Consider the following 21,804-nt stretch of genomic DNA (forward strand, 5'->3'; position numbering starts at 1 on the left):
CCCTTCTCGCATGTCTCCGCGCTCACGCGCCTTCGCGCACACGTCCCTGCGCGCACACGTGCCTTCGCGCTCACACCAGGTGGTCGAACTCCCCGTCCTTGACGCCCAGCAGGAGTGCCTCTATCTCCGCGGGCGTGTAGACGAGGGCGGGCCCGTCGGGGTGACGCGAGTTGCGCACGGCGACGTCGCCCCCCGGCAGCTTGGCGAACTCCACGCAGGATCCCTGGGAGTTGCTGTGCCGGCTCTTCTGCCACACGACTCCTCGCAGCTCCGTGGCCGCCATGCCGTTGTACGCGTGATGCGCATGATGCACTGGTAGCTCCCCGAGTTGCTTGGTGCAGGTGTCAACTTCCTCGGATCATAGCTGTGTTCATATGCCGATGCATGAGCAGATGCACGTGCACAGGGGGTGGCGTAGCGGCTACGCGACGGAGAGTTCTACCGGCGAGTATCCCCCGCTCCCGCCGGGCCGCGGGCCACATCGGCAGAGGGCCCCGGGGCGTCCCTCGGTTCAGCCCCGCAGCTCGGCCAGGCGTCGGCCCGCCCGGTCGTACAGCGCCACGGCGGCCCGGTCGCCCCCCGGGCCGGTGCGCGCGTACCAGACGCCCCAGCCCGGGCGGCCCGGCAGTTCCAGCAGGGTGGCGAGGACCGGGCGCCCCCCGGCCCCGGTGAGCTCGACCCGGCCCGCCTCCTTCGTCCCGTAGTAGAGGCCCGAGTGGAACACGCCCGACGCGTCGCCCTCGCTCTGGTGGCTGACGCCGGGCTGCGCACGGTCGATGTTGCCGTCGACCACGCTGCGGAAGTTCTCGAAACCGTCCGGACCCGCCCAGTGCTTGCCGTCCTCCGTCAGCCACACCGTGAACCCCTCCCCCGCGTCCACCCGCTCGCCCCGGGCCACGACCCGTACCGGAGGCGGGGTCCGGGGCGGACGGGCCACCGGTGCCGGGATCCGGACGGGGCTCGGCGGGGCGGCGACGGACACGGGCGCCGGCGGAGAGGAGGACCGTACGGGAACCAGGGTGACGACCCCCGCCACGGCGGCCGCGACACCGAGCGCCGAGAGCACGGACAGGCCCGCCGTACGGCGTCGGCGCCGCGTCCGGCCCGCGCGCCGGACGGCGTCCAGAGGCACCGGGCCCGGGGTCACGTCGAGCGCGGCGCGCGCGAACACGGCCCGGACCTCGCTCTCGCCGGGGAGGGACGGAGAACGGCCGGGGTCCGGCGGGGGCATGGGGTTCATCGGCGGACTCCGGAAGAGGCGGGGAGAGAAGGGGAGGGAGAGGAGAGGGGGGAAGGAGGGACGGGCGGGGCGGGGGAGGAAAAAGAGGTGGAGGCGGTGGCGAGGGCGGGGTGGGCGCGCAGTGCCGCCAGGCCGCGCCGGGCGTGAGACTTGACCGTGCCGAGCGAGCAGCCGAGCACGCTCGCGACCTGCGACTCCGTCAGGTCCTCCCAGTAACGGAGCACCATCACGGCCCGCTGCCGGACGGTGAGGTCCCCCAGCGCGGCGAGGAGCGCGGTGCGTTCCTCGACCGTCTCCGCGTGGCCCGCCGAGGTGTGGCGGAGCGACTCCGGCAGCACCGGCGTCAGGAGGTGGGCGACCCGCTTGCGGCGGATCCTGCTCAGGTTGTTGTTGATCAGCGCGCGGCGCACGTAGAGGTCCATCTCGGCGCGGGGCACCCGCCGCCAGCGCCCGTAGACCTTGGCCAGCGTCGTCTGCACCAGGTCCTCGGCCTCGTGGAAGTCCCCGGTCAGGAGCTGCGCCGTGCGCACCAGCCGGGGCCAGGCGGCGACGGCGAACTCGGCGAAGCCGTCGTCCTCTGTGACGGACTCGTGCGGCACGGTGTCGGTCCTCGCGATCGGTCGGTGGCTCGGTGGAGGGGTGGAGAGAAGGTGGGTGGGACCCGCCCCGTGTCGGGCCCCACCCGGTGACGCGTACGCCGGTCAGGGCTTCCGGAAGCCCGGCAGGTCGGCCAGGAGCCTGCCCCCTCTGTCGTACAGCGCCACGGCCTGGCTGTCCTCGGACGGCGCCGTGTGGGCGTACCAGACGCCCCAGTCGGGGTGGCCCTTCAGGGCGACGAGCGTGGCCACGGTCTTGTGGCCCTCGCCGTCGGTCAGTTCGACGCGGCCCGCCGTGCGCGTCCCGTAGTAGAGGCCCGAGTGGAACACGCCCGACGCGTCGCCCTCGCTCTGGTGACTGACGCCGGGCTGCGCACGGTCGATGTTGCCGTCGACCACGCTGCGGAAGTTCTCGAAACCGTCCGGACCCGCCCAGTGCTTGCCGTCCTCCGTCAGCCACACCGTGAACCCCTGCCCCGCGTCCACCCGCTCGCCGGAGCGGACCGTACGGATCCGGGCCGGGGCGGGCGCGGCGGGCGCGGGTGTCGGGTGGAGGGCGGGCGTGGCGGTCTGGTGGAGGGCGGGGACGGGGGTCGGGTGGAGGGCGGGGGTCGGGTCGGTGGGAGGTTCGGAGGAGGCGCCCACGGCCGACGGGGCCGCGATCACCGCGGCGGCCACCACACCGGCCGCCGCCAGCAGGTACTTCTTCATCCGGTTGCTCCTGGGGTCTCCGGGGGCCGCGACCGTTCGCGGCCCTCATCCCTTCCAACTCCTCCGCACGCGCCGCCGGATGACACGACGCCAGATCTACGAGGACCGTTTCGGCTCCATGAGGGCCGTCGTGAGCTCGTCCAGGCACTCCAGGAGCAGGGCGGCGCCCTTGTGGAGCAGGAAGTGGTCCGGCGGTTCCGCCGACCAGGCCGTGACGGTCTCCCGCAGATCGTCCCAGTGCGGCTCCCCGCGCTCCCGCACCTCCTTCGCGCCCCGCTCCGTCGACCGGCGCAGGGACTCGGCGAGGGCCGCCGCGGCGGGCACGGGCGGGGCTCCGCGCTCCGGCAGGTGCGCCTCCAGGAGCATCGCCACCCGGCCGAACTCCGCGAGCGCGTGCTCGGACTGCTCCGCCGCCGCGTGCGAGAGCCCCCGGTGCCGCACCGGCTCGTGGGTCGCCCGGGCCACCGCCTCCTGCCAGGCGACCCGGGCCGCACGGGTCCTCAGGAGCGCCTCCCGCACGTCGGGGCTGGCCGGGCCGGCCGGATCGGCGTACCGCGCGGTGACGACGGCCGCGAACGCGCCGACCGACGCCAGCCAGTCCGCGAGCCGACCGCGCAGCCGGGGCGTCTCCCAGGCCGGGTAGACGGCGTACGACAGCATCGCCAGGACCCCGCCGAGCAGGGTCAGCAGGACCCGCTCCCGTACGGTCTGGGTCAGGCCCGCGCCCTCCATGCCGAGCAGGAAGACGACGTACGCGGAGACGAAGGTCTGCCCGGCCGCGTACCCCGTCCGCATCAGCAGGTACATCCCGAACGCGCACATCACGGCGAGCGCGGCGGACAGGTACGTGCCCGGATGCGCCGCCTGGACGACCCCCGTCGCCAGCGTCACCCCGAGCAGGGTGCCGCCGAAGCGCGCCACCGAGCGCGCGTACGTCTGCGAGAAGTCGGGGCGCATCACCATCACCGAGGCCATCGGCGCCCAGTAGCCGTGCCCGAAGGGCAGCCACGTGCCCAGCAGGTAGCCGGCGGCCGTGACCGCCGAGACCCGGACCGCGTGCCGCAGGACCGGGGAGTCGGGGCGCAGCTCGGCACGCACCTGCGCCACCACGACGGGCACGAGGCGGAGGAGGGTGGGGCGGGTGCGGGCGCCGTGGCCGGGCGGCGCCTCCGCCGTCCTCGGCGTCCGCGTGCCCGGGCCCGGCCTGCTCGGCGTCCGCGTGCCCGGGTCCGGCCTCCTCGTCCGCGTGCCCGGGTCCGCCGTCTCGACGACGTCGCCGAGCAGGGCCGTCAGGCGGAGGGCCGCCCGGCGGGACGGGCCCTTGAGGATCGCTCCCGTGTCCGGGGTGCGGAGCGCGGCGAGAGCGGGCGGCGGCGGCGCCATCGGCTCGCCGTGCCGGATCGCGTGCGCGGCGGCGTCCAGGACCTCGGCCGCCGCGGCCAGCAGCTCCCGCACCCGGGCCCGCTCCGGACCCTCCTCCGGCACGCCGACCGCGGGGTCCGCGAGCGAGGCGAGGACGGGGCGGATGCGCTCCGCGAGGCCGCGCGCTCCGTGCAGCTCCGCCGGGCGGGTACGGGCCTGGCGGGGCGTCACGGCGGCGGCGCTCCGCGCCGTCATGAGCGGTACGGGATCGAACGGGGCGACCGGATCGTGGCGCAGCCGGCGTGCGTAGTCCGCCTCCGCGGCGAGCGCGTCCGCGAGGGCGTCGCGCTGGGCGCCCCAGCGCCGGACGGGAAGGAGGACGACGAGGGCGGCCTGGACGACCCCGCCCGCGAAGATCATGACGGCGTGGCCGGCGGCGGTGGCGACGGAGGTCGGGAGCGTGACCGTCACCAGCATGATCGCCACGTTGGAGGAGGCGATGATGCCGGCGGTCGGGCCCGCGGCCCAGGCCAGACCCGACACGAACGTCCAGAAGAGCAGCAGGGCGAGGAAGAGGGCCGTGTGCCCGCCCGTGAGATAGCCGAGGAACGTCGAGACGGCGAGGCTGGCGCCGGAGGCCAGGGCGAGGGTGGGGCGGGGGCGCCAGGAACGCTGGAAGGTGGCGATGGCCGCCTGGAAGGCGCCGAAGGCGGAGGAGACGGCGACTGCGGGGCCGAAGAGGGCGAGGGAGAGGCCGACGACCAGGGCGAGACCGAGGGCTCCGCGGGCCGCGACGACGGGTTCGAGCCGCCGTCGCTCGACGGTGAGGCCGGAGCGGGCGGTCTCCTTCAGGGCCCGGAGCCAGCTCATGCCCCGAGCGTATCCGCGAACCCCCCTTAAACGGTTGGTAACCACACGAGCCGGGCCACCACCCGGCCCTTGCCGGACCTGAGGCCCCGCCGCCCGCGGAGGCGGACCGCGGGCTGCGCCCTCACCGCGCCGTTGCGGGCGGTCGCCCCACCGGGCGGCGCCCCCGCCTGTCGTGGGCGCGCGCCCGCCGGTGCGGCGCCCTTGCGCCCCCGTTGCGGGCAGTCGTTCCGCTGGGGCGGTGCCCCCCCTCGCGCCCCCCGTTGCGGGCTGCGCCCGCTGGGGCGGCGCCCCCGCCCGCCCCGTTGTGGGCTGCGCCCGCCGGTGCGGTGCTCCCGCCGCCCCCGTTGTGGGCAGTCGTTCCGCTGGGGCGGAACGGGTGGGCACAACGGACCCGCGCCCTGCCGGCGCCCGAGGCTTCTGTGCCTGGACCCGCACCCCGTGTGCACCGCCGCTCGTGGTGCGGGTTCAGGCGCGGGACGCGGAGGCGCCGCTGAAGGGCGCCGTCCCGTGTGCCCACCCGTCCCGCCCCAGCGGGACGATTGCCCACACGGAGGGTGGGCGGGGGGCACCGCCCATCCGGGCGCGGGCCCCACACGGGGGTAAGCAGGGCACCGCCCCACCGGGCCCGGGCTCCACACGGGGGGGTGCGGGAGGGAAGCCGCCCCAGCAGGCGCGGGCCCGCGCAGCGGAGGGCAGGCACGGTCCGGGCGGCGGAGGGCCGGCAAGGGGTGCCGTCCCGCGGGCGTGCCCGCAGGGCGGGTGCCGGCGCGGGCGGGTGCCGGCGCGGGCGGGGGCGCTGCACCGGCGCGGGCGGTAGTGCGGCAGTGGCGTCTGGAGGTGGGGTTACGGCAAGTGGGGGCGGTTCGGGTGGAGGCCGGCGGCGTCGGCGGCCGTCGCCCCGTGGTTCCAGCCCGCCTCGTCCCACGCCGCCCGCACCCGCGTCGCCCTCGTCTCCGGGAAGAGCTCGTCCGTGCGGGCCGACACCGCGACCTCCCGCGACGCGAGCGCGGGCAGGAGCGTCGGGGCCTCGGCCGCCACCCGCCGGGACGTCGCCGAGAGCCGGGCGCCGAGCCGGTTCGCGTACGCGAGGAGGAAGGACTGCCGGAACGACTTCGTGCGCTTGCGGCCGCCCGCCCGCTGCTCCGCCTCCGCCCGCGTCATCGCCGCCGTGCCCTGGACGAGCAGCGAGGTGTAGAGCAGCTCGACCGGGTCGAGGTCCGCCTCGAAGCCGACGACCGTCGAGAAGCCGTACGCCTCGTTCCACACGGCCCGGCAGTGGTTCGCCGTCGCCACCGCGTCGAGCAGGATCGCCTTCGCCTGCTCGTAGGGCGGTTCCACCCCGATCCGGATCGCGCCCGGCGTCTCCGGGGACGGCGCGCCCGCCGCGAGCGTGGCCTCGTCCAGGCTGTGCCGGGCCATGAGTTCCTGGGCCTTGGCCGTCAGCGCCTCCGCCTCCTCCGGGTAGCCCGTGGCCTCCGCCTTCGCGAGCAGCGCCCTGATCCGGGTGAGCATCCGGGGCTCGCCCGCCGCCGCGGGCGGCAGGGCCTCCCCGGGGACGGGCCCCACCGCGTCCAGGCGCGGCAGCCGGACCAGCAGCCGGTACAGCTCCAGGACGGTCGTCGCCTGCGAGAAGCGGTCCACGGGCCGGACGGCCGGATCGCCCAGCGCTTCGATCTGCGCCTGCCAGCGGTGCGGCAGCCGCTCGTACCGGGACGTCTCCGTCCTGATCAGCCCGACGAGCAGCCGTACGTGTTCCTCCGACAGCTCGCGGCGCGCCACGCGGACCAGGTCCGCCGGCTGCCAGCCCCGCCCCCACAGCGTCCGGACGAACTCCTCGCCCCGCCGGGCCCGTTCCGCGTCCGCGCCCGGGTCGGCGGCGAGCAGGGAGGCCGCCGTGTCGAGGGAGCCGTCGTCGCTCGCGTACAGCGCCTCGAAGGCCTTGTCGATCACGGTCATCCCGTCGTCCTCGCGTCCCATTCCTCGCGCGACCGGGCGATCACCGCGCGGTGGTCGAGCGACCAGTCGATCAGCTGCTTGATGAGGTGGGTCATGCTGTGCCCGGTCCCGGTCAGCGCGTACTCCACCTGCGGCGGGGTCGTCGGGTACACCGTCCGCGAGACGAGCCCGTCCCGTTCGAGGCGGCGCAGCGTGAGCGTCAGCATCCGCTGCGAGACGCCGGTGACGAGCCGCTGGAGCTCCTTGAACCGCCTCGGTCCGGCGGCCAGTTCGACGACGACGTGCACCGTCCACTTGTCGCCGAGCCGGTCCTGGACGTCCCGTACTCCGCAGTCCTCGGCACAGCTGACCAAGGGCTCGGTGGTTACCTCCGTGTGCCCCTCTGACATCAATGTGCCTCCTTCCGCACTCCTGTCCGTCCGGTCACGATGGTCTCAGCCGTCACCACCCCTGGGGGAATCCATGCTGCTCGTCACCGGCGTCTCCGGCGCCCTCGGCTCTCTCGTCGCCGAACGGCTCGCCGGCCGCGACGACGTCGTCCTCGGCACCCGCGCCGGGCTCCCCGGCACCCGCCCGCTCGACTTCGACGCCCCGGAGACCCTTCCGGCGGCCTTCGCCGGCGTGGAGACCCTCCTCCTCATATCCGCCGGGTACGGGGAGGACGACGTCGTGATCGCCCGCCACGAGGCCGCGATCTCCGCCGCCGAGGCCGCCGGCGTCCGACACGTCGTCTACACCAGCCTCTCCGGCGACGGCGACCACCTCACGTACGCCCTCGCGCACCGCTGGACCGAGCGGCGGCTGCGGCGGTCCACGACGCTCGACTGGACGATCCTCCGCAACGGCCTCTACGCCGAGCTCCTCACCTGGATCGCCGCCCCCGACGCGCAGAACCGCATCACCGGGCCGCTCGGCGAGGGCCGTCTCGCCGCCGTCGCCCGCGCGGACCTCGCCGACGTCGCCGTCTCCGTCGCCACGGACCCGGCCGCCCACCGGAACCGGGTGTACGAGCTCGTCGGCGAGCGCCCCCTCGGCGGTGCCGACCTGGCGGCGGCCCTCGGCGCCGCGTACGCGCCCGGCACCCTCGCGGAGGCCCGCGCCGCGCTCGCCGCCTCCGGAGCCGCGCCCTTCCAGGTGCCGATGCTGGCGAGCACGTACTCGGCGATCGCCCACGGCTTCATGGACGGCACGGGCGTGGAGCGGGGCCACCTGCGCGCGCTGCTCGGCGGGCGCGAACCCCTCGACGCGCTGGACGTGTTCGTGAAGGCGGTACGGGAGGGGTAGGGCCAGGCCCACCCCCGGGACGCCCGGTGGTGGTCGTGATCGGAGCGGGCCGAAACGGTTCGCTTGATCCATGACCACGACCGCCGCCGCCACCGGCCCTGCCTCCCTCTCTGCCACCGCCACCGCCTCTGCCTCTGCCTCTGCCGTACGGCTCCGGGGGCTCGTCCGGCACCACCGGGACGTCCGCGCCCTCGACGGCGTCGACCTCGACTTCCGCGCCGGGACCTTCACCGCCGTCATGGGGCCCTCCGGCTCCGGCAAGTCCACGCTCCTCCAGTGCGCCGCCGGGCTCGACCGGCCCACCGCCGGGACCGTGGAGGTCGGCGGCGTCACCCTGGACGGGCTGGGCGAACGGCGCCTCACGCTGCTGCGGCGGGACCGGATCGGCTTCGTCTTCCAGTCCTTCAACCTGCTGCCCTCGCTGACCGCCGCGCAGAACGTGGCCCTCCCGCTCCGGCTCGCCGGCCGCCGCCCGTCCCGTACGGAGGTGCGGCAGGCCCTCGCGCGCGTGGGGCTCGCCGGCCGGGAACGCCACCGGCCCGGCGAACTCTCCGGCGGCCAGCAGCAACGGGTCGCGATCGCCCGCGCCCTGATCACCCGGCCCGCCGTCCTCTTCGGCGACGAACCGACCGGCGCGCTCGACTCGACGACGAGCCGCGAGGTCCTCGACATGCTGCGGGACCTCGTCGACCACGACGGCCAGACGATCGTCATGGTCACCCACGACCCGGTGGCGGCCTCCCGCGCGGACCGCGTGGTCTTCCTGGTCGACGGACGCCTCGCGGGCGAACTGACGGGCCCGACGGTGGAGTCGGTCACGGCCCGGATGACGGCCTTGGAGACGGGCGGCACCAGCGGCGTCGAGGCCGGCGGTGTCGAGACCGGCGGCGTCGAGACCGGTGCCGGAGGTGTGGCGTGCTGACCGTCGTCCTCGCCGGGCTCCGGGACCGCTGGGCCTCCTTCCTCGGCGGGTTCGTCGCGCTCGCGCTCGGGGTCGGGCTGCTCGCCACCATGGGACTCGGCCTCTCCGCCACCCTTCACGCGCCCGAGCGTCCTCCCCAGCGGTTCGCCTCCTCGCCCGTCGTCGTCCAGGGGCAGGACCGGCTGACACTGGACGTGCGGCGCGGGCCCCGCACCGTACCCGTGGAGCTGCGGCTCGACCGTCCACAGCCTGTGGACAGTCGCGTGCTCCGCGAACTCCGCGCCCGCTGGACCGTCACCGCCGCCGGCGGCCCCGACGCCGTCGGCGTCGACGCCCCCGCCGCCGAGGTCCGGACGCTCGTCGGCGACCGCGCCCGGGTCCTCACCGGCACCGAACGCGCCCAGGCCGACCCCGACCCCGACCGGGACGCCCGCGCGCTCGTCGGCCTCAACGCCCTCCTCGGCACCTCCGGCGGCGTCACCGCCTTCGTCTCCGTCTTCGTCGTCGCCTCCACCTTCGCCTTCGCCGTCGCGCTGCGCCGGCGCGAGTTCGGGCTCCTCCGGACCGCCGGAGCCACCCCCGGCCAGATCCGGCGGCTCCTCCTCGCCGAGGCGGCGGCGCTCGGCGTGCTCGCCTCCGCCGCCGGGTGCGCGCTCGGCACCCTCGGCGCGCCCCTCCTCGCCCGGGCCCTCGTCGACGGCGGCCTCGCGCCCGCGTGGTTCACGATCGGCGGGGCCTCCTGGCCGTTCCACACGGCCTTCTGGACCGGTGTGACCGTCGCCCTGGCCGGTGCCGTCGCCGCGTCCCGGCGGGCCGGGAAGGTCGGGCCGACGGCCGCGCTGCGGGAGGCGGACGTCGACGCCGACGCCCTGCCCCTCGGCCGGGCCGTCCTCGGCACGGGCCTGCTCCTGGCCGGGCTCGGGCTCCTCGTCTGGACCTGCGCCACCGAGCCGTCCGCGCTGCTCAAGCGGAAGACGTACACGACCCTCCCGATGCTCCTGATCACCGGCGTCGCCCTGCTCTCCCCGCTCCTCGTCCGGCCGGCGGCCCGGCTGCTGCGGTCGCGCGGCGCGGTGGGGACGCTCGTGCGGGAGAACAGCGCGGCCGCCGTCCGCCGCACCGCCGCCGTCGCCGCGCCCGTCCTCGTGACCGTGGCGCTCGCCGGGACCCTGTTCGGCTCGGCGACCGGCGTCACGCGCGCGAAGGAGGCGGAATCCCGGGAGCAGACGGCCGCCCAGTACGTGGTGCGCGGGGAGGAGTTGAGGCCGGTGGCGGCGCCGCCCGGGGCCGTGGTGTCCCCCACCGGGGCGACGTCCGTCTTCGTACGGGACGGGGCCGAGGCCGTCGTGAAGTACGGGGCGCGGGCGGTCGCGGACCCGGCCGCGTTCGCGGAGCTCGCCCGGCTGCCGGTGGTCGCCGGGGACCTGCGGGACCTGGACGACCGGTCGATCGTCGTCAACGAGGAGTTCGAGCGGCACCGGGTCGGCGAGACCGTGGAGGTGTGGCGGGCGGACGGGAGCGGTCCGGTACGGCTCCGGGTCGCGGCCGTCCTCGCGCTCGGGACCGGCGACAACGGGCCGTACGTCACCCGGGCGAACGCGCCGGGCTCCGCCCTCGACCGGATCGACGCGCGCGGGGGCGGGGCGGCGACGGTCCGGGCGCTGGAGGCGAGCGGCGGAACCGTCCCGTCCGAGCACCGGCCGGACGGCGGCAACCCGCAGAACCGGCTGGGCATGATCCTGGTCCTGGGCATCGCCCTCGTCTACACGGTGATCGGCCTCGCCAACACCCTGCTGATGGCGACCTCCGTACGGGGCGGAGAACTGGCCTCGCTGCGGCTCGCCGGGGCGACCCGGGCCCAGGTCCTGCGGGTCGTGACGGGCGAGGCGGCGCTCGCCGTCGCGATCGGCACGGTGCTCGGGCTGATGGTGACGGGCGTCGTCCTGGGTGCCCTGGGAGCGGGCCTCGCGGCCCTCTCGGCGCCCGTGGTCCTGGTCCCGCCGTGGACGGTGATCGGCGCGGCGGCGGGCGTCTGCGCGACGGTCGCGGTCGCCTCGGCGGGGCTTCCCGCGTGGCGGCTCACGCGCTGAGCGGCCATGGTGGGACGACGGGGCGGTGACCGGGGTCGGAGCCGGGTCCCCGCCCCGCCCGCACGGGGGCGCCGCCCTGGGCGCACGGGGGCGCCGCCCTGCCCCACAGGGCCTCCGTCCTGCCCGCGCGGGCCGCCATCCCGCCCCGCAGGGCCTCCGTCCTGCCCGCGCGGGAGCCCGCTCGCCCCGCCTGTGCGGGGGCCGACTGCCTCCGCGCGTCCGGGGACCGCCCGCCCCACCCCCGTGGGGGCAGGCGGGCCCCGGGCGCCGCGGGAACGACGCACCCCTGCCTGTGCGGGGCCGCGCGCCCGCTGCCCGCGGGGGACCGCGCCCCTGCTGGGCGGTGCCCCGCTCACCTCCGTGTGGGCAGTCGTCCCGCTGGGGCGGGACGGGTGGGCACACGGGACGGCGCCCTCCAGCGGCGCCTCCGCGTTCCGCGCCTGAACCCGCACCCCGAGCTGGATGCGCAACCGGTACGGGTCCAGGCACAGCAGCCTCGGGCGCCGGCAAGGGCGCCGTTCCGTTGTGCCCACCCGTTCCGCCCCAGCGGAACGACTGCCCACAACGGGGTGGGCAGGGGTGAGCACTGCCCCAGCAGGTGGGCGCCCACGACGGGGGCGCGGGGGTGGGCACCGCACCGGCGGTGTGTGCCCACAACGGCGGGGGCGCCGTCCGGAAGGCGCAGCCCGCAACGGGGTGCGAGGGGCGGGCACCGGGCCGGAGCGGGGTGGGTCAGGTGGGCCAGGACGGGGACAGGATCGACCAGATCTCCTCGTCGTGCCGGGCCCCCCGGTACGCGTAGCTGCCCCTCAGCACACCGTCCCGCGTCATCCCCAGCCTCCGCGCCACCGCGATGCTGGGTTCGTTGTCGGAGGACACCACCCACTCCACCCGGTGGATGCCCCGCACCCGGATCGCCCAGTCGATGAGCGCCCGCGCCGCCCGGGTCACCAGGCCCTTGCCGACGCCCGCCGGCTCCAGCCAGCAGCCCGCCTCGGCGTAGGAGGCCGCCAGGTCGAACCTCCGGAGGATCACCGCGCCGACGAGCGTGCCGTCGGACCAGATGCCGTGGATCCGGCCCGTGTCGGTCGCCGCCTTCTCCGCGTACAGACGGAGGAACGCCCTGCTCGACTCCAGGTCCGTCACGACGTCGGGTAGGCCGTTGCGCGCGCCGATGAACTCCCGTCCCCGGTCCATGTGCGCGAGGAACTCCTCGGCCTGCCACGGTTCCAGCGGGCGCAGTTCCGCGCCGTCGTCGCCCAGGGACATCGCGTACATCGGCGTCACACTCCTCCGTCAGGACGTCGGGGACGTCGGGGACGGAGGGATGCTACGGGATCAGGACGATCTTGCCGCGTACATGACCCGACTCGCTCGCCTCCTGGGCACGGGCCGCCTCCTTCAGCGGCAGCGTCTCGGCCAGCCGGACCTTGAGCGCCCCCTCCGCCGCCAGGCGGGCCTGGGCGACGAGGCCGCGCCGCACGTCGTCCGGGTCGCCCGTGACGCCGGAGAAGACGATGCCGTGCTCCTCCGCGTCCGTCGCCGCGATCGTCACGATCCGCTCCTTCGCCGCGTCGCCGCCGCCGAGCAGCTCGACGGCGACCGGCAGCACGCCGTGCCCGGCCGCGTCGAAGACCGCGTCGACGCCCTCCGGGGCGGCGGCGCGGACCCGGTCGGCGAGGCCGTCCCCGTACGCGACGGGGATCGCGCCGAGTTCGCGCAGGTAGGCGTGGTTGGACTCGGAGGCGCTGCCGATCACCGTGATCCCGGCCGCGACCGCCAGCTGGACGGCGACCGAGCCGACGACTCCGGCGGCGCCGTGCAGGAACAGCGTCTCGCCCTCCCGCACCCGCAGCAGGTCCAGGACGCGCTGGGCGGTCTCGCCGGCCACCGGGAGGCTCGCGGCGGCCTCCCAGGAGAGCCCGGCGGGCTTGGGGGCGACGGTGCCGGCGATGGCGTACTCGGCGTAGGCGCCGGTCTTCGTCCAGCCGAGGACCTCGTCGCCGACGGCCAGGTCGGTGACGCCCTCGCCGAGCGCGTCGACGGTGCCGGCGAACTCCAGGCCCGGGACGGCGGGGAAGGTGGTCGGGTAGAACGCCTCGACCCAGCCGCGACGCCGCTTCCAGTCCACCGGGTTGACGCCGACCGCCGCCACCTTGACCCGGACCTCGCCGGGGCCGGGCTCCGGCTTCGCGACGCCGGCCTCGTGGCGCAGCACCTCGGGGCCGCCGAACTCCTCGTACACGATCGCTTCCATGTCAGCCTCCGGCGCTGTCCGTTCGTCCTTCTCGTTCTTCGACTCCCCAAGACTGCGCCGTCGGGCGCCCGGTCCCCGCCCTCCCAACGGCCAGTCGTACCTGGCCGAAAGACGGGCCGTCACCTGTCCGCCCCGCACTAGGCTGAACCCCATGGACACGTCCACGCTGACCACCGCGTACGAGATCATCCGGCAGCCGCTCGGGGAGATCCTCCCCAAGGTCTCGGCCGCCCTCGCCCCGCTCGTCCCGCACGTCGACGCGGCCGAACTCTCCACCCACTGCGCCCACTCCCCCTTCAAGGCGCTCGGCGGTACGGAGCTGATGACCGCCGCCGAACTGACCCCGCTGCTCGCGGCCGGCGTCCCCGGCTCCCCCTGGCAGGGCCGCGCGACGATCGGCGGGCGCGAGCGCGAGATCGTCGCCGTCACCAGTCACGCGACCCGGCGCGGAGCGGTCCTCGTGCTCGTACGGGAGGACGGCGCCGCCCCCGTCGACACGGCCGCGCTCACCGTGGCGCAGGCGCTGTGGGACCTGGTCACCGGACACTTCGACCGGTTCGCGACGGAAGCCTTGCCGGGCGCGCTCGCCCGCTCGCGGGCCGCCGCCGACACCCGGGCCCGGGTCATCGCCGAACTCACCGGCGCGCACGCGGCCGCGCTCTCCGGCGTCCTCGGGGTGCTCCGCAGCCGGGCCCTCGACGACACGACCGCCCGCACCACCGCCACCGACCTGGCCGCGTCCGCGCTGATCGAGATGCGGGCCGAACAGCGGCGGGACCGGGCGCTCGCGGAGGAACCCGCGCAAGACGCCTTCGAGCGGCTCGCCGGCGAACTGCGGCCCATGCTCCGGCACAGCAAGGTCCGGCTCGAACTCGGCGCGCCCGACTCCGCCCGGTCCCTCGCGGCCGACGTCGCCCACAGCGCGCGGGCCATCGTCCGGTCACTGCTCCTGATCGTCCTGGAACAGGACTCCGTGCGGCGCGTCCACGTCGGCTGGCAGCTGACCGAGCACGAACTGCGGGCGTCCGTGCGGGACGACGGCGCCGGTGCGCTCGCCCCCTGCGACCTGGGCGCCGGGACGATCCGGGACCGGCTCGACGTGCTCGGCGGGCGGCTCGACATGGACGCGGTCCCCGGCTGGGGCACGACCATCACGGCGGTCATCCCGCTGGCGACCCCGGAGGCGCCCGTCGAGGCGGCGCACCCGCTGACCGGGCTCGGCTCACGGGAGGTCGAGGTCCTGCGGCACCTGGCGCTCGGGCACCGGAACCGGAGGATCGCGGAGGAGCTGCACATCAGCGAGTCCACGGTGAAGTTCCACGTCGCGAACATCCTGAACAAGCTGGGGGTCGATTCGCGGGGCGAGGCGGCGGCCCTCTTCCACGCAGCGGCCTGACCCACCCACCGCCGGCGCCCGCCCACCCCTGCGCCCCGCGCCCCCGTTGCGGGCTGCGCCCGCCGGGGCAGTGCCCCCGCCCACCCCGTTGTGGGCAGTCGTTCCGCCGGGGCGGAACGGGTGGGCACAACGGACCCGCGCCCTACCGGCGCCAGAGGCTGATGCGCCTGGACCCGCACCCCTAGGTGCACCGCACTTGGGGTGCGGGTCCAGGCGCGGGACGCGGAGGCGCCGCTAAGGGCGCCGTCCCGTGTGCCCACCCGTCCCGCCCCAGCGGGACGATTGCCCACACGGGCGGGGGGGCCGCCCCGGCGGACGCGGGCCCCCACGGAGGTGCGGGAGGAGCACCGCACCGCCGGGCGCGGGCCCACACGGGGGGCGCGGGAGGGGCACCGCCCCGGCGGGCGCGGGCCCGTACGGCGGGTGGGCGGGGGCGCCGCCCCGGTGGGCGTCGGCCCGTGCGGGGGTGGCAAGGCGGCGACCAGCGGGGGGCGCGGATCGGGGGGCCGAGGGGTGTCAGTGGGGGGTGGCAGACTCGCGGTATGGGTGAGCGGTGGGCGCTGGCGGCCGAGGCCGAGGGGGACGGAGCCCAGCTCGTCCCCCTCGGCCCGGACGGGCTGCCCGCAGGCCGGGTGCGGCACGAGCCGGACCTGGTGGCGGCCGTACGGGCGCGCCCCGACGTGGCCCGCTGGGTGTGGCGGTCGACCGCCGAGGTCTATCCGCGGCTCCTCGCCGCCGGCGTCCGCGTCGAGCGCTGCTACGACATCGAGGGCGCCGAGCAGCTCCTCCTGGGCCACGAGGGCCGGCTCGGCGAGCCCCGCTCGGCCGCCGCCGCCTGGGCGCGCCTGCGGAACGCCCCCGTGCCGCCCGACCCGCCGCAGCGCGCCGCCGAGCCCGGTTCGCAGGACTCGCTCTTCGAGCCGCGCCCCACGGTCTCCGTGCCGTTCGAGGGGCTTCTCGCGGTGTACGCGGAGCAGCTGCGCCGCCATGACCTGGCCCAGCACCCCGGTCGGATGCGGCTGCTCACGGCCGCCGAGTCGGCGGGGATGCTGGTGGCCGCCGAGATGCACCGGGCGGGGCTGCCGTGGCGGGCGGACGTGCACCGGGAGCTGCTGGGCGAGCTGCTCGGCGAGCGGTACGCGGGCGGGGGCGAGCCGCGCCGCCTGGCGGAGCTCGCGGACGAGGTGTCGGCGGCGTTCGGCCGCCGGGTCCGGCCGGATCTGCCGGCCGACGTGGTGAGGGCCTTCGCGCAGGCCGGGATCCGGGTCAGGTCCACGCGCCGCTGGGAGCTCGCCGAGCTGGACCACCCGGCGGTGGAGCCCCTCCTCGCGTACAAGAAGCTGTACCGGATCTGGACGGCGCACGGCTGGTCGTGGCTGGCCGACTGGGTGCGGGACGGCCGTTTCCGGCCGGAGTACCTGCCCGGCGGCACGGTCAGCGGTCGCTGGACGACGAACGGCGGCGGCGCCCTGCAGATCCCGAAGGTGATCCGGCGGGCGGTGGTCGCCGACGGGGGATGGCGGCTGGTGGTGGCCGACGCCGATCAGATGGAGCCGCGCGTCCTCGCCGCGATCTCCCGCGACCCGGGGCTGATGGAGGTCGCCGGGCATCCCGACGACCTCTACACCCGGCTCTCCGACCGGGCCTTCTCCGGCGACCGCGAGCACGCCAAGATCGCGCTGCTGGGCGCGATCTACGGGCAGACGAGCGGCGACGGCCTGAAGAACCTGGCGGCGCTGCGGCGCCGCTTCCCGCGCGCGGTGGCCTATGTCGACGAGGCGGCGAAGGCGGGTGAGGAGGGCCGGCTCGTACGGACCTGGCTGGGCCGGACCAGCCCGCGGGCGGTCGGATCGGACGGGGACGAGGAGGCCGGGATCCCGCAGGACACCGGCGAACCGGACCGGGAGGGCGGCGAGTTCGTCCCCGGGTACGCCTCGGGGAACGCGCGGGCGCGCGGCCGGTTCACCCGTAACTTCGTCGTGCAGGGCAGCGCCGCCGACTGGGCGCTGCTGATGCTGGCGGCGCTGCGGCGCTCCCTGTCGGGGATGCGGGCCGAGCTGGTGTTCTTCCAGCACGACGAGGTGATCGTGCACTGTCCGGCGGAGGAGGCGGGGGCGGTGGCGGAGGCGATCCGGGCAGCCGGGGACGAGGCCGGGCGGATCGCGTTCGGGGAGACGCCGGTCCGGTTCCCGTTCACGACGGCGACGGTCGAGCGGTACGCGGACGCGAAGTAGCCCGCGCCGGAGGGAGAGAAGGGGTGCGGGGCCGCCGCCCCGCACCCCTCCCCCGGCTACTTCAGCGGCAGCTTCCGCCACTTCGGGCTCAGCGCGATCGCCTTCAGCTGCTCCATCGTCAGCGCGGGCTCGGCGCGCGTGGCGGCCTCGTACTGCGTGCCCGAGTTGTAGGCGGAGACGATGACCCGGAAGCCCTTCGGGCTCAGGGTGTCGACGTTCCACCGGACGACCCCTTCGCCGCCCTTCTCTCCGAGCTCCTGCGTGGACTTGACCTTGGTGCCGTCGGGCAGGGTGACGACGCCGGATCCGCTGAAGAGTTCGGCGACCACGCTCCCGGCGGTGGGCTGGACGTCGACGCCGACCATGCTCGCGCCCTTGCCGTCGTCGACGACGACGTAGCCGTGGCCGTCGCCCCCGCCGTGGGAGGTCACGGTGGCGCCCCGGGGCAGGAGGGAGCGCAGGGTCGCCTGGACGGCGGCCGCGCTCGGCACGGAGGGCGACCGGCCCGGGCCCTTGGGGGGCTTGGGCGGCTCGGGGAGCTGCCGCAGGAGCGGCCGCCAGGCTTCGGCGGTGACGAGGGCCTTGAGCTGGGCGGGGCTGAAGGGCGGGTTCTCGCGGCTGATCTCGGCACCCTTCTCGGCGGCGGCGTTGTACTCGCTCGCGTCGACGATCAGGCCGTCCTTGGTGAGCAGGACCGCCCGCCAGTCCTTGGTCTCCTCGCGCTTGTCGGCGTACTCGTACCCCTGGAGGACCATGAGCCGGTCACCGCCCGGCAGCCGCTCGCTGGTGCAGGAGTCGAAGGGGACGAAGTTCTTGTCGGGGCAGGTGACCTGGTCCGTTCCGGACTCGGCGGTGCCACCGGCCCGGTAGAGGCCGACGCTGACGCCCGCCTTGCCGTGGCCGTCGTCGTAGACGCCGGTGACGGCCTGGCCCCGGCCCTCCAGGTCGTCGAACTGCCACTGCCCGGCCGGGGTGTGGGCCTTGAGGACGGCGGCGATGTCCTTCGCCGGGATCTGCGGCTGGGCGAAGGGTTCCTTGCCGGTGGGAGCGTCGGTACGGGCGCCGGTGCCGTTGGCGTGGCCGGGCTGCGGGGGCGCGGCCACGGTGGTCGTCGTCGCCTGTCCGGCGGGGCCGAGCAGCGAACCGCCGTACACGCCGCCGATGCCGACGGCGGCGAGCGCGAGGACGCCGCCGGTCACCGCGAGGCGGCGGCGCACCAGGCGGCGCCGGCCGCGCTGGAGCCCGCCCGCGACCAGCTCGCGCCGGTCGTCGACGGCGAAGCCGTCACCGGTGCTGCGCAGGACCGCGCCGAGCTCCTCCTCGAAGCGCTCCCGGGGGGCTCCGTCGTGTTGGGTTCCTTCGTTCTGGGGCATGCCGAGATCACCGTCTCCGGTCCGTGGGAAAGGGAAAAGCGGGAAGGGTGCGTGGTCAGTGGGTGGCGAAGGCGACGAGGCTGCCGCCGAGCCGTTCCCGCAGCTTCGCGAGCGCGCGCACCGAGCGGGTGCGCACCGCGGCGGAGCTGACGTGCAGGGCCTCTGCGGTCTCCTCGATGCTGCGGTCCTCCCAGTACCGCAGCACCACGACCGCCCGGTCCTTCGGCGCGAGCGCGGCCAGCGCGTCGAGCAGCGCGATCCGCAGCGCCGGGTCCTCGCCGTGCTCGGGGGCACGGTCGGGCAGCTCGCCGAGGGGGCGCTCGGTGGCCGAGCGGCGCCGCTGGTGGCTGAGGAACGTGCGGACGAGCACGGTCTGGGCGTACGCGGCGGGGTTCCCGATCCGGGCCATGCGGCCCCAGAGGGCGTACATCCGGCCGAGCGTCTCCTGGGTGAGGTCTTCGGCGAGATGCGTGTCCCCGCTGGTCAGCAGACACGCCGAACGGAACAGGTGCCCCGTGCGTGCGGAGGCGAACTCCAGGAACTCGTCCGCGCGGGACTTTCTCATGCCCCTCCTTTCCCTCGCGGTCACGTGGCGTGGTCGACGTACACCTCATTGACGCGACGGGGGAGCGGAAATGTTTCAGCGGAATCGGGAAGTTCCGAAGGGGCTCCTTGAGGGGGCTTCTTTGAGAGGTCTCCCAGGGCTTCCCAGGGATTCCCCGAGGAGATCGCCGGAGGGGATTGCCGGAGGATGGTCCGCCGGACGTATCCGAGGAAGCGGAATCGGGTAATCCTGTTGGTATGAACACTCTCAGCGCAGCAGAGAACCTGGCCGCTGGAGTCTGGCAGTCAGGTATGGGGCAGGTCCTCGGCGGCCTCGTTCTCGTGGCCGTCCTCATCGGGGCCTTCTGGTTCGGATACCGGGTCCGCAACCGCGAGCCCGAGCCCCCGAAGCCGGAAGAGCAGCCGCACCGGCCCGACACCGGGGCGCTCCCCGGCGAGACGAGCGAATACCGCAAGCCGGCCGAGATGCCGCAGACCGACGGCGAGCACCGGCTCATGCCCTACCAGCTCAAGAACGGCGGCACGGAGACCTCGTCCGACCCGCCGTCCGAGGAGAAGCGCAAGTGGGGCGGCATCTCCAGCGGAGGCTTCGGCAGCGGAGGCACCGGCCACGGCGACTGACGCCGGACACGGCAGCTGAGGCCGGACAGGGCGACTGACCCCGGAGACGGCGACCGACCCCGGAGGCGGCCCCGGACGCGGGAAAAGCCCAGCCGCGCACGCGGCTGGGCTTGGTCCGGTCCGGTCCGGCGCGGCTGGGCTCGGTCCGGCGCGCCGGGGCTCGGTCCCGCTCGGTGAAGCCCCCGGCTACGCCTGGACCTACACCTGGGCGGCGGCCGCGGGCTCCCCGCCCAGGACCCGGCCCGCGCGCGAGGCGATGTGGGCCGGCGGGGCGAAGTCCGCCGGAAGGATCGGGTCCGTGATCGGCTCGCCGAAGGTGGTCACCACCGGGAGCACCCCCGCCCACAGGCCGAGCGCCGCGTCCTCGGACTCGCCGTCGTCCGGCGGGCCGCCCGCGGTCTTCACGGAGGCCTCGGTCAGGTCGAGCGCGAGCACCGCGGTCGCGGCCAGCTCCTTGCGGCTCGGCTGCCGCGCGTACTCCCACTGGCCCGGCGAGCTCTGCTCGGTCAGGGCCCGCAGGCCGCGGAGCTTCTCCTCCGGGTCGGTGACGATCTCGGGAACGCCGTAGATCATCGCGCACCGGTAGTTGACCCCGTGCTCGAAGACGGAGCGGGCGAGGACGAGGCCGTCGACGTGCGTGACCGTGACGCAGACGGTGGTGTCGGGGGCCTGGACCAGGCTGCGGCTGGCGACCGAACCGTGGAGGTAGAGCCGGTCGCCGTCCACGCCGTACGCGGTGGGCACCACCATCGTCGTGCCGTCGACGGTGACGCCGAGGTGGCAGAGGAAGCCCGCGGCGAGCACGGCGTCCAGGTCGGCCCGCCGGTGGCTCCCCTTGTGACGCATCCGGCGCAGCCGGGTCCGCTCGGTGACGGGCAGCGCGTCGCCGGGCTCCGTGGGGGTGGTGGTGCTCATGGTGCCCTCTCGTCGAAGTGTGGTGGAGAGTGTTGTACGGGGGATCAGCCGGTCACCGCCACCGGCGCCCGCCTGTCGGAACGGCGGCGGGCGGCCAGGGAGTCGCAGATCTCGCCGGCCCGGACGGCGGCCATCGACAGCAGGTTGGCCGTGATGCCGTGCGAGTGCTCGGTACCGCCCATCAGGTAGATCCCGGCCTCCACCTCGGGCGCGGTCTCCACCCGGTAGTCGCGGCGCACCCGCAGCCGGCCGTCCTCGTCGCGCGTGCAGGCGGCGTCGAGCTCGCCGAGCAGCCGGCCCGGGTCGGGCTCGGAGTAGCCGGTGGCGTAGACGACGGCGTCCGCCTCCATCGTCTCCGTCTCGCCCGTCGCGAGGTTCCGCACCTGGACGCGGACGCCGTCGGGGCCCTCCTCGACCTCGGTGAGCCGGGTGACGCCGAGGATCCGCAGCCGCTGCTCGCCGCGCACCTTCTCCTGGTACGAGCGGCGGTAGAGCTCCTCGATGAGGTCCATGTCGACGACGCCGTAGTTGGTGTTGCGGTGGTAGTCCATGAGCGTGCGGCGGACGGACGGCTCGGCGCCGTGGTAGAGGTCGACGGCCGCCGGGTCGAAGATCCGGTTCGCGTACGGGCTGTCGTCGGCCGGGCTGTAGCCGTACCGGGTGTGGACGGCGACGACCTCGGCCCCCTCGTACGTCCGGTGCAGGTGGTCGGCGATCTCGGCGGCGCTCTGGCCGGCTCCGGCGACGACGAAACGGCGCGGCTCGTCGGTGGGCAGGGCGGCGAGGCGGTGCAGGAACTCGCTGCTGTGCCAGAGCCGTTCGGAGGACCGGACGCCCTCGGGGAGCCGGGGGACGAGGCCGGTGCCGACGACGAGGTTCCGCGCCCGGTACGTGGCGGCCTCCGCCTCGCCGAAGGCGGCGACGTCGACCTCGACGACGGGGCCCGACGCCTCCGCGGCTCCCGCCGGTCCCGCCGTTCCCGCGGGGCGGATGGCGGTGACCTCCAGGCCGTAACGGACCATGTGGTCCACGCCGTCGGCGGCCCACTGGAGGTAGTCGTGGAACTCCTCGCGGGTCGGGAACAGCACCTTGTGGTTGATGAAGTCGACGAGGCGGCCCCGGTCGTGGAGGTACGGCACGAAGCCGAAGCGGCTGCGCGGATTGCGCATCGTGGCCAGGTCCTTGAGGAACGAGACCTGCATGGTGGCGTCCGGGATCAGCATCCCCCGGTGCCAGCCGAAGTTCGGCTGCTTCTCCAGGAAGACGGCCGTGAGCCGGTCCTCGGGCGCGGCCTGCTCGTTGTGCTCCTCGATCGCGATCGCGAGGGCGAGGTTGGCGGGCCCGAAGCCGACACCGACGACGTCGTAGACGGGGGTGGTCGCGTTCACGGTCTCGTTCATGACGAAGTGCCTT

General features: G+C 75.5%; 19 protein-coding genes. 6 read left to right on the forward strand and 13 right to left on the reverse strand.

The genetic code is table 11. The features are described 5' to 3' along the window. Positions 1-70: 70 nt before the first annotated feature. The 7 genes from ACIGW4_RS26795 to ACIGW4_RS26825 form a co-directional block, all read right to left on the reverse strand. Positions 71-283, reverse strand: a complete 213-nt coding sequence (locus ACIGW4_RS26795; protein WP_063992029.1) for a DUF397 domain-containing protein — start codon at positions 281-283, stop codon at positions 71-73. Between the two features lie 228 nt (positions 284-511). Next, positions 512-1,240: a hypothetical protein gene (locus ACIGW4_RS26800; protein ID WP_399583245.1), complete on the reverse strand. Its 729-nt coding sequence runs from the start codon at positions 1,238-1,240 to the stop codon at positions 512-514. Continuing rightward, positions 1,237-1,839, reverse strand: a complete 603-nt coding sequence (locus ACIGW4_RS26805) for a SigE family RNA polymerase sigma factor (protein WP_399583247.1) — start codon at positions 1,837-1,839, stop codon at positions 1,237-1,239. Before ACIGW4_RS26805 ends, ACIGW4_RS26800 begins: the two co-directional genes overlap by 4 nt. A gap of 102 nt (positions 1,840-1,941) precedes the next feature. Next, positions 1,942-2,547, reverse strand: a complete 606-nt coding sequence (locus tag ACIGW4_RS26810; RefSeq protein ID WP_399583249.1) for a hypothetical protein — start codon at positions 2,545-2,547, stop codon at positions 1,942-1,944. A 96-nt stretch (positions 2,548-2,643) separates the two neighbouring features. Beyond that, positions 2,644-4,779 (reverse strand): FUSC family protein, encoded by a 2,136-nt coding sequence (locus ACIGW4_RS26815; RefSeq protein ID WP_399583251.1) that lies wholly within the window; start codon positions 4,777-4,779, stop codon positions 2,644-2,646. An 843-nt stretch (positions 4,780-5,622) separates the two neighbouring features. Continuing rightward, complete coding sequence (locus tag ACIGW4_RS26820; RefSeq protein WP_359586847.1) at positions 5,623-6,735, reverse strand: DUF2786 domain-containing protein; 1,113 nt, start codon at positions 6,733-6,735, stop codon at positions 5,623-5,625. Then, the gene (locus tag ACIGW4_RS26825) at positions 6,732-7,124 is read right to left on the reverse strand and encodes a helix-turn-helix domain-containing protein (RefSeq protein ID WP_123453042.1); all 393 of its coding nucleotides are present in this window, start codon (positions 7,122-7,124) and stop codon (positions 6,732-6,734) included. The genes ACIGW4_RS26820 and ACIGW4_RS26825 overlap by 4 nt, the downstream gene beginning before the upstream one ends. A 73-nt stretch (positions 7,125-7,197) precedes the next feature. On the opposite strand from ACIGW4_RS26825, the gene ACIGW4_RS26830 reads away from it, so the two are divergent. The 3 genes from ACIGW4_RS26830 to ACIGW4_RS26840 all read left to right on the forward strand — a co-directional run bounded on the left by ACIGW4_RS26830 (position 7,198) and on the right by ACIGW4_RS26840 (position 11,031). Further along, positions 7,198-8,019, forward strand: coding sequence for an NAD(P)H-binding protein (locus ACIGW4_RS26830; RefSeq protein WP_398708337.1), 822 nt, complete (start codon positions 7,198-7,200; stop codon positions 8,017-8,019). A gap of 70 nt (positions 8,020-8,089) precedes the next feature. Further along, on the forward strand, positions 8,090-8,941 hold the full coding sequence (locus tag ACIGW4_RS26835) for an ABC transporter ATP-binding protein (protein ID WP_399583253.1): 852 nt from the start codon (positions 8,090-8,092) through the stop codon (positions 8,939-8,941). Then, on the forward strand, positions 8,935-11,031 hold the full coding sequence (locus tag ACIGW4_RS26840) for an FtsX-like permease family protein (RefSeq protein ID WP_399583255.1): 2,097 nt from the start codon (positions 8,935-8,937) through the stop codon (positions 11,029-11,031). Before ACIGW4_RS26835 ends, ACIGW4_RS26840 begins: the two co-directional genes overlap by 7 nt. A gap of 732 nt (positions 11,032-11,763) precedes the next feature. Here ACIGW4_RS26840 and ACIGW4_RS26845 read toward each other — a convergent pair. Then, positions 11,764-12,309, reverse strand: coding sequence for a GNAT family protein (locus ACIGW4_RS26845; protein ID WP_359586843.1), 546 nt, complete (start codon positions 12,307-12,309; stop codon positions 11,764-11,766). A gap of 52 nt (positions 12,310-12,361) precedes the next feature. Next, a complete protein-coding gene (locus ACIGW4_RS26850; RefSeq protein ID WP_398708332.1) occupies positions 12,362-13,288 on the reverse strand; it encodes an NADP-dependent oxidoreductase in 927 nt (308 codons plus the stop codon). A gap of 151 nt (positions 13,289-13,439) precedes the next feature. Here ACIGW4_RS26850 and ACIGW4_RS26855 point away from each other — a divergent pair, with 151 nt between their 5' ends. Together ACIGW4_RS26855 and ACIGW4_RS26860 are read left to right on the forward strand one after the other, a co-directional pair. Next, the gene (locus ACIGW4_RS26855) at positions 13,440-14,684 is read left to right on the forward strand and encodes a LuxR C-terminal-related transcriptional regulator (RefSeq protein WP_399583258.1); all 1,245 of its coding nucleotides are present in this window, start codon (positions 13,440-13,442) and stop codon (positions 14,682-14,684) included. Between the two features lie 542 nt (positions 14,685-15,226). Next, on the forward strand, positions 15,227-16,918 hold the full coding sequence (locus ACIGW4_RS26860) for a bifunctional 3'-5' exonuclease/DNA polymerase (RefSeq protein WP_399583260.1): 1,692 nt from the start codon (positions 15,227-15,229) through the stop codon (positions 16,916-16,918). A gap of 56 nt (positions 16,919-16,974) precedes the next feature. Here the strand turns inward: ACIGW4_RS26860 and ACIGW4_RS26865 are convergent, their stop codons facing one another. Next, positions 16,975-18,291 (reverse strand): hypothetical protein, encoded by a 1,317-nt coding sequence (locus ACIGW4_RS26865; RefSeq protein ID WP_399583262.1) that lies wholly within the window; start codon positions 18,289-18,291, stop codon positions 16,975-16,977. Between the two features lie 55 nt (positions 18,292-18,346). Next, positions 18,347-18,856, reverse strand: coding sequence for a SigE family RNA polymerase sigma factor (locus tag ACIGW4_RS26870; protein WP_123453058.1), 510 nt, complete (start codon positions 18,854-18,856; stop codon positions 18,347-18,349). Positions 18,857-19,092: 236 nt separating this feature from the next. Here ACIGW4_RS26870 and ACIGW4_RS26875 point away from each other — a divergent pair, with 236 nt between their 5' ends. Then, positions 19,093-19,476 (forward strand): DUF6479 family protein, encoded by a 384-nt coding sequence (locus ACIGW4_RS26875; protein ID WP_123453060.1) that lies wholly within the window; start codon positions 19,093-19,095, stop codon positions 19,474-19,476. Positions 19,477-19,674: 198 nt separating this feature from the next. On the opposite strand, the gene ACIGW4_RS26880 is transcribed toward ACIGW4_RS26875, so the two are convergent. Both ACIGW4_RS26880 and ACIGW4_RS26885 read right to left on the reverse strand, forming a co-directional pair. After that, positions 19,675-20,391 carry a pyridoxamine 5'-phosphate oxidase family protein gene (locus tag ACIGW4_RS26880; protein ID WP_123453062.1) on the reverse strand — a complete coding sequence of 239 codons (717 nt, stop codon included), beginning with the start codon at positions 20,389-20,391 and terminating at the stop codon, positions 19,675-19,677. A 44-nt stretch (positions 20,392-20,435) separates the two neighbouring features. Further along, positions 20,436-21,791, reverse strand: coding sequence for a lysine N(6)-hydroxylase/L-ornithine N(5)-oxygenase family protein (locus ACIGW4_RS26885; RefSeq protein ID WP_399583265.1), 1,356 nt, complete (start codon positions 21,789-21,791; stop codon positions 20,436-20,438). Between the last annotated feature and the right edge of the window lie 13 nt (positions 21,792-21,804).

The sequence above is a fragment of the Streptomyces sp. NPDC053513 genome (genome assembly GCF_044544765.1).
In the GTDB taxonomy this organism is placed as follows: Bacteria; Actinomycetota; Actinomycetes; order Streptomycetales; family Streptomycetaceae; genus Streptomyces; species Streptomyces litmocidini.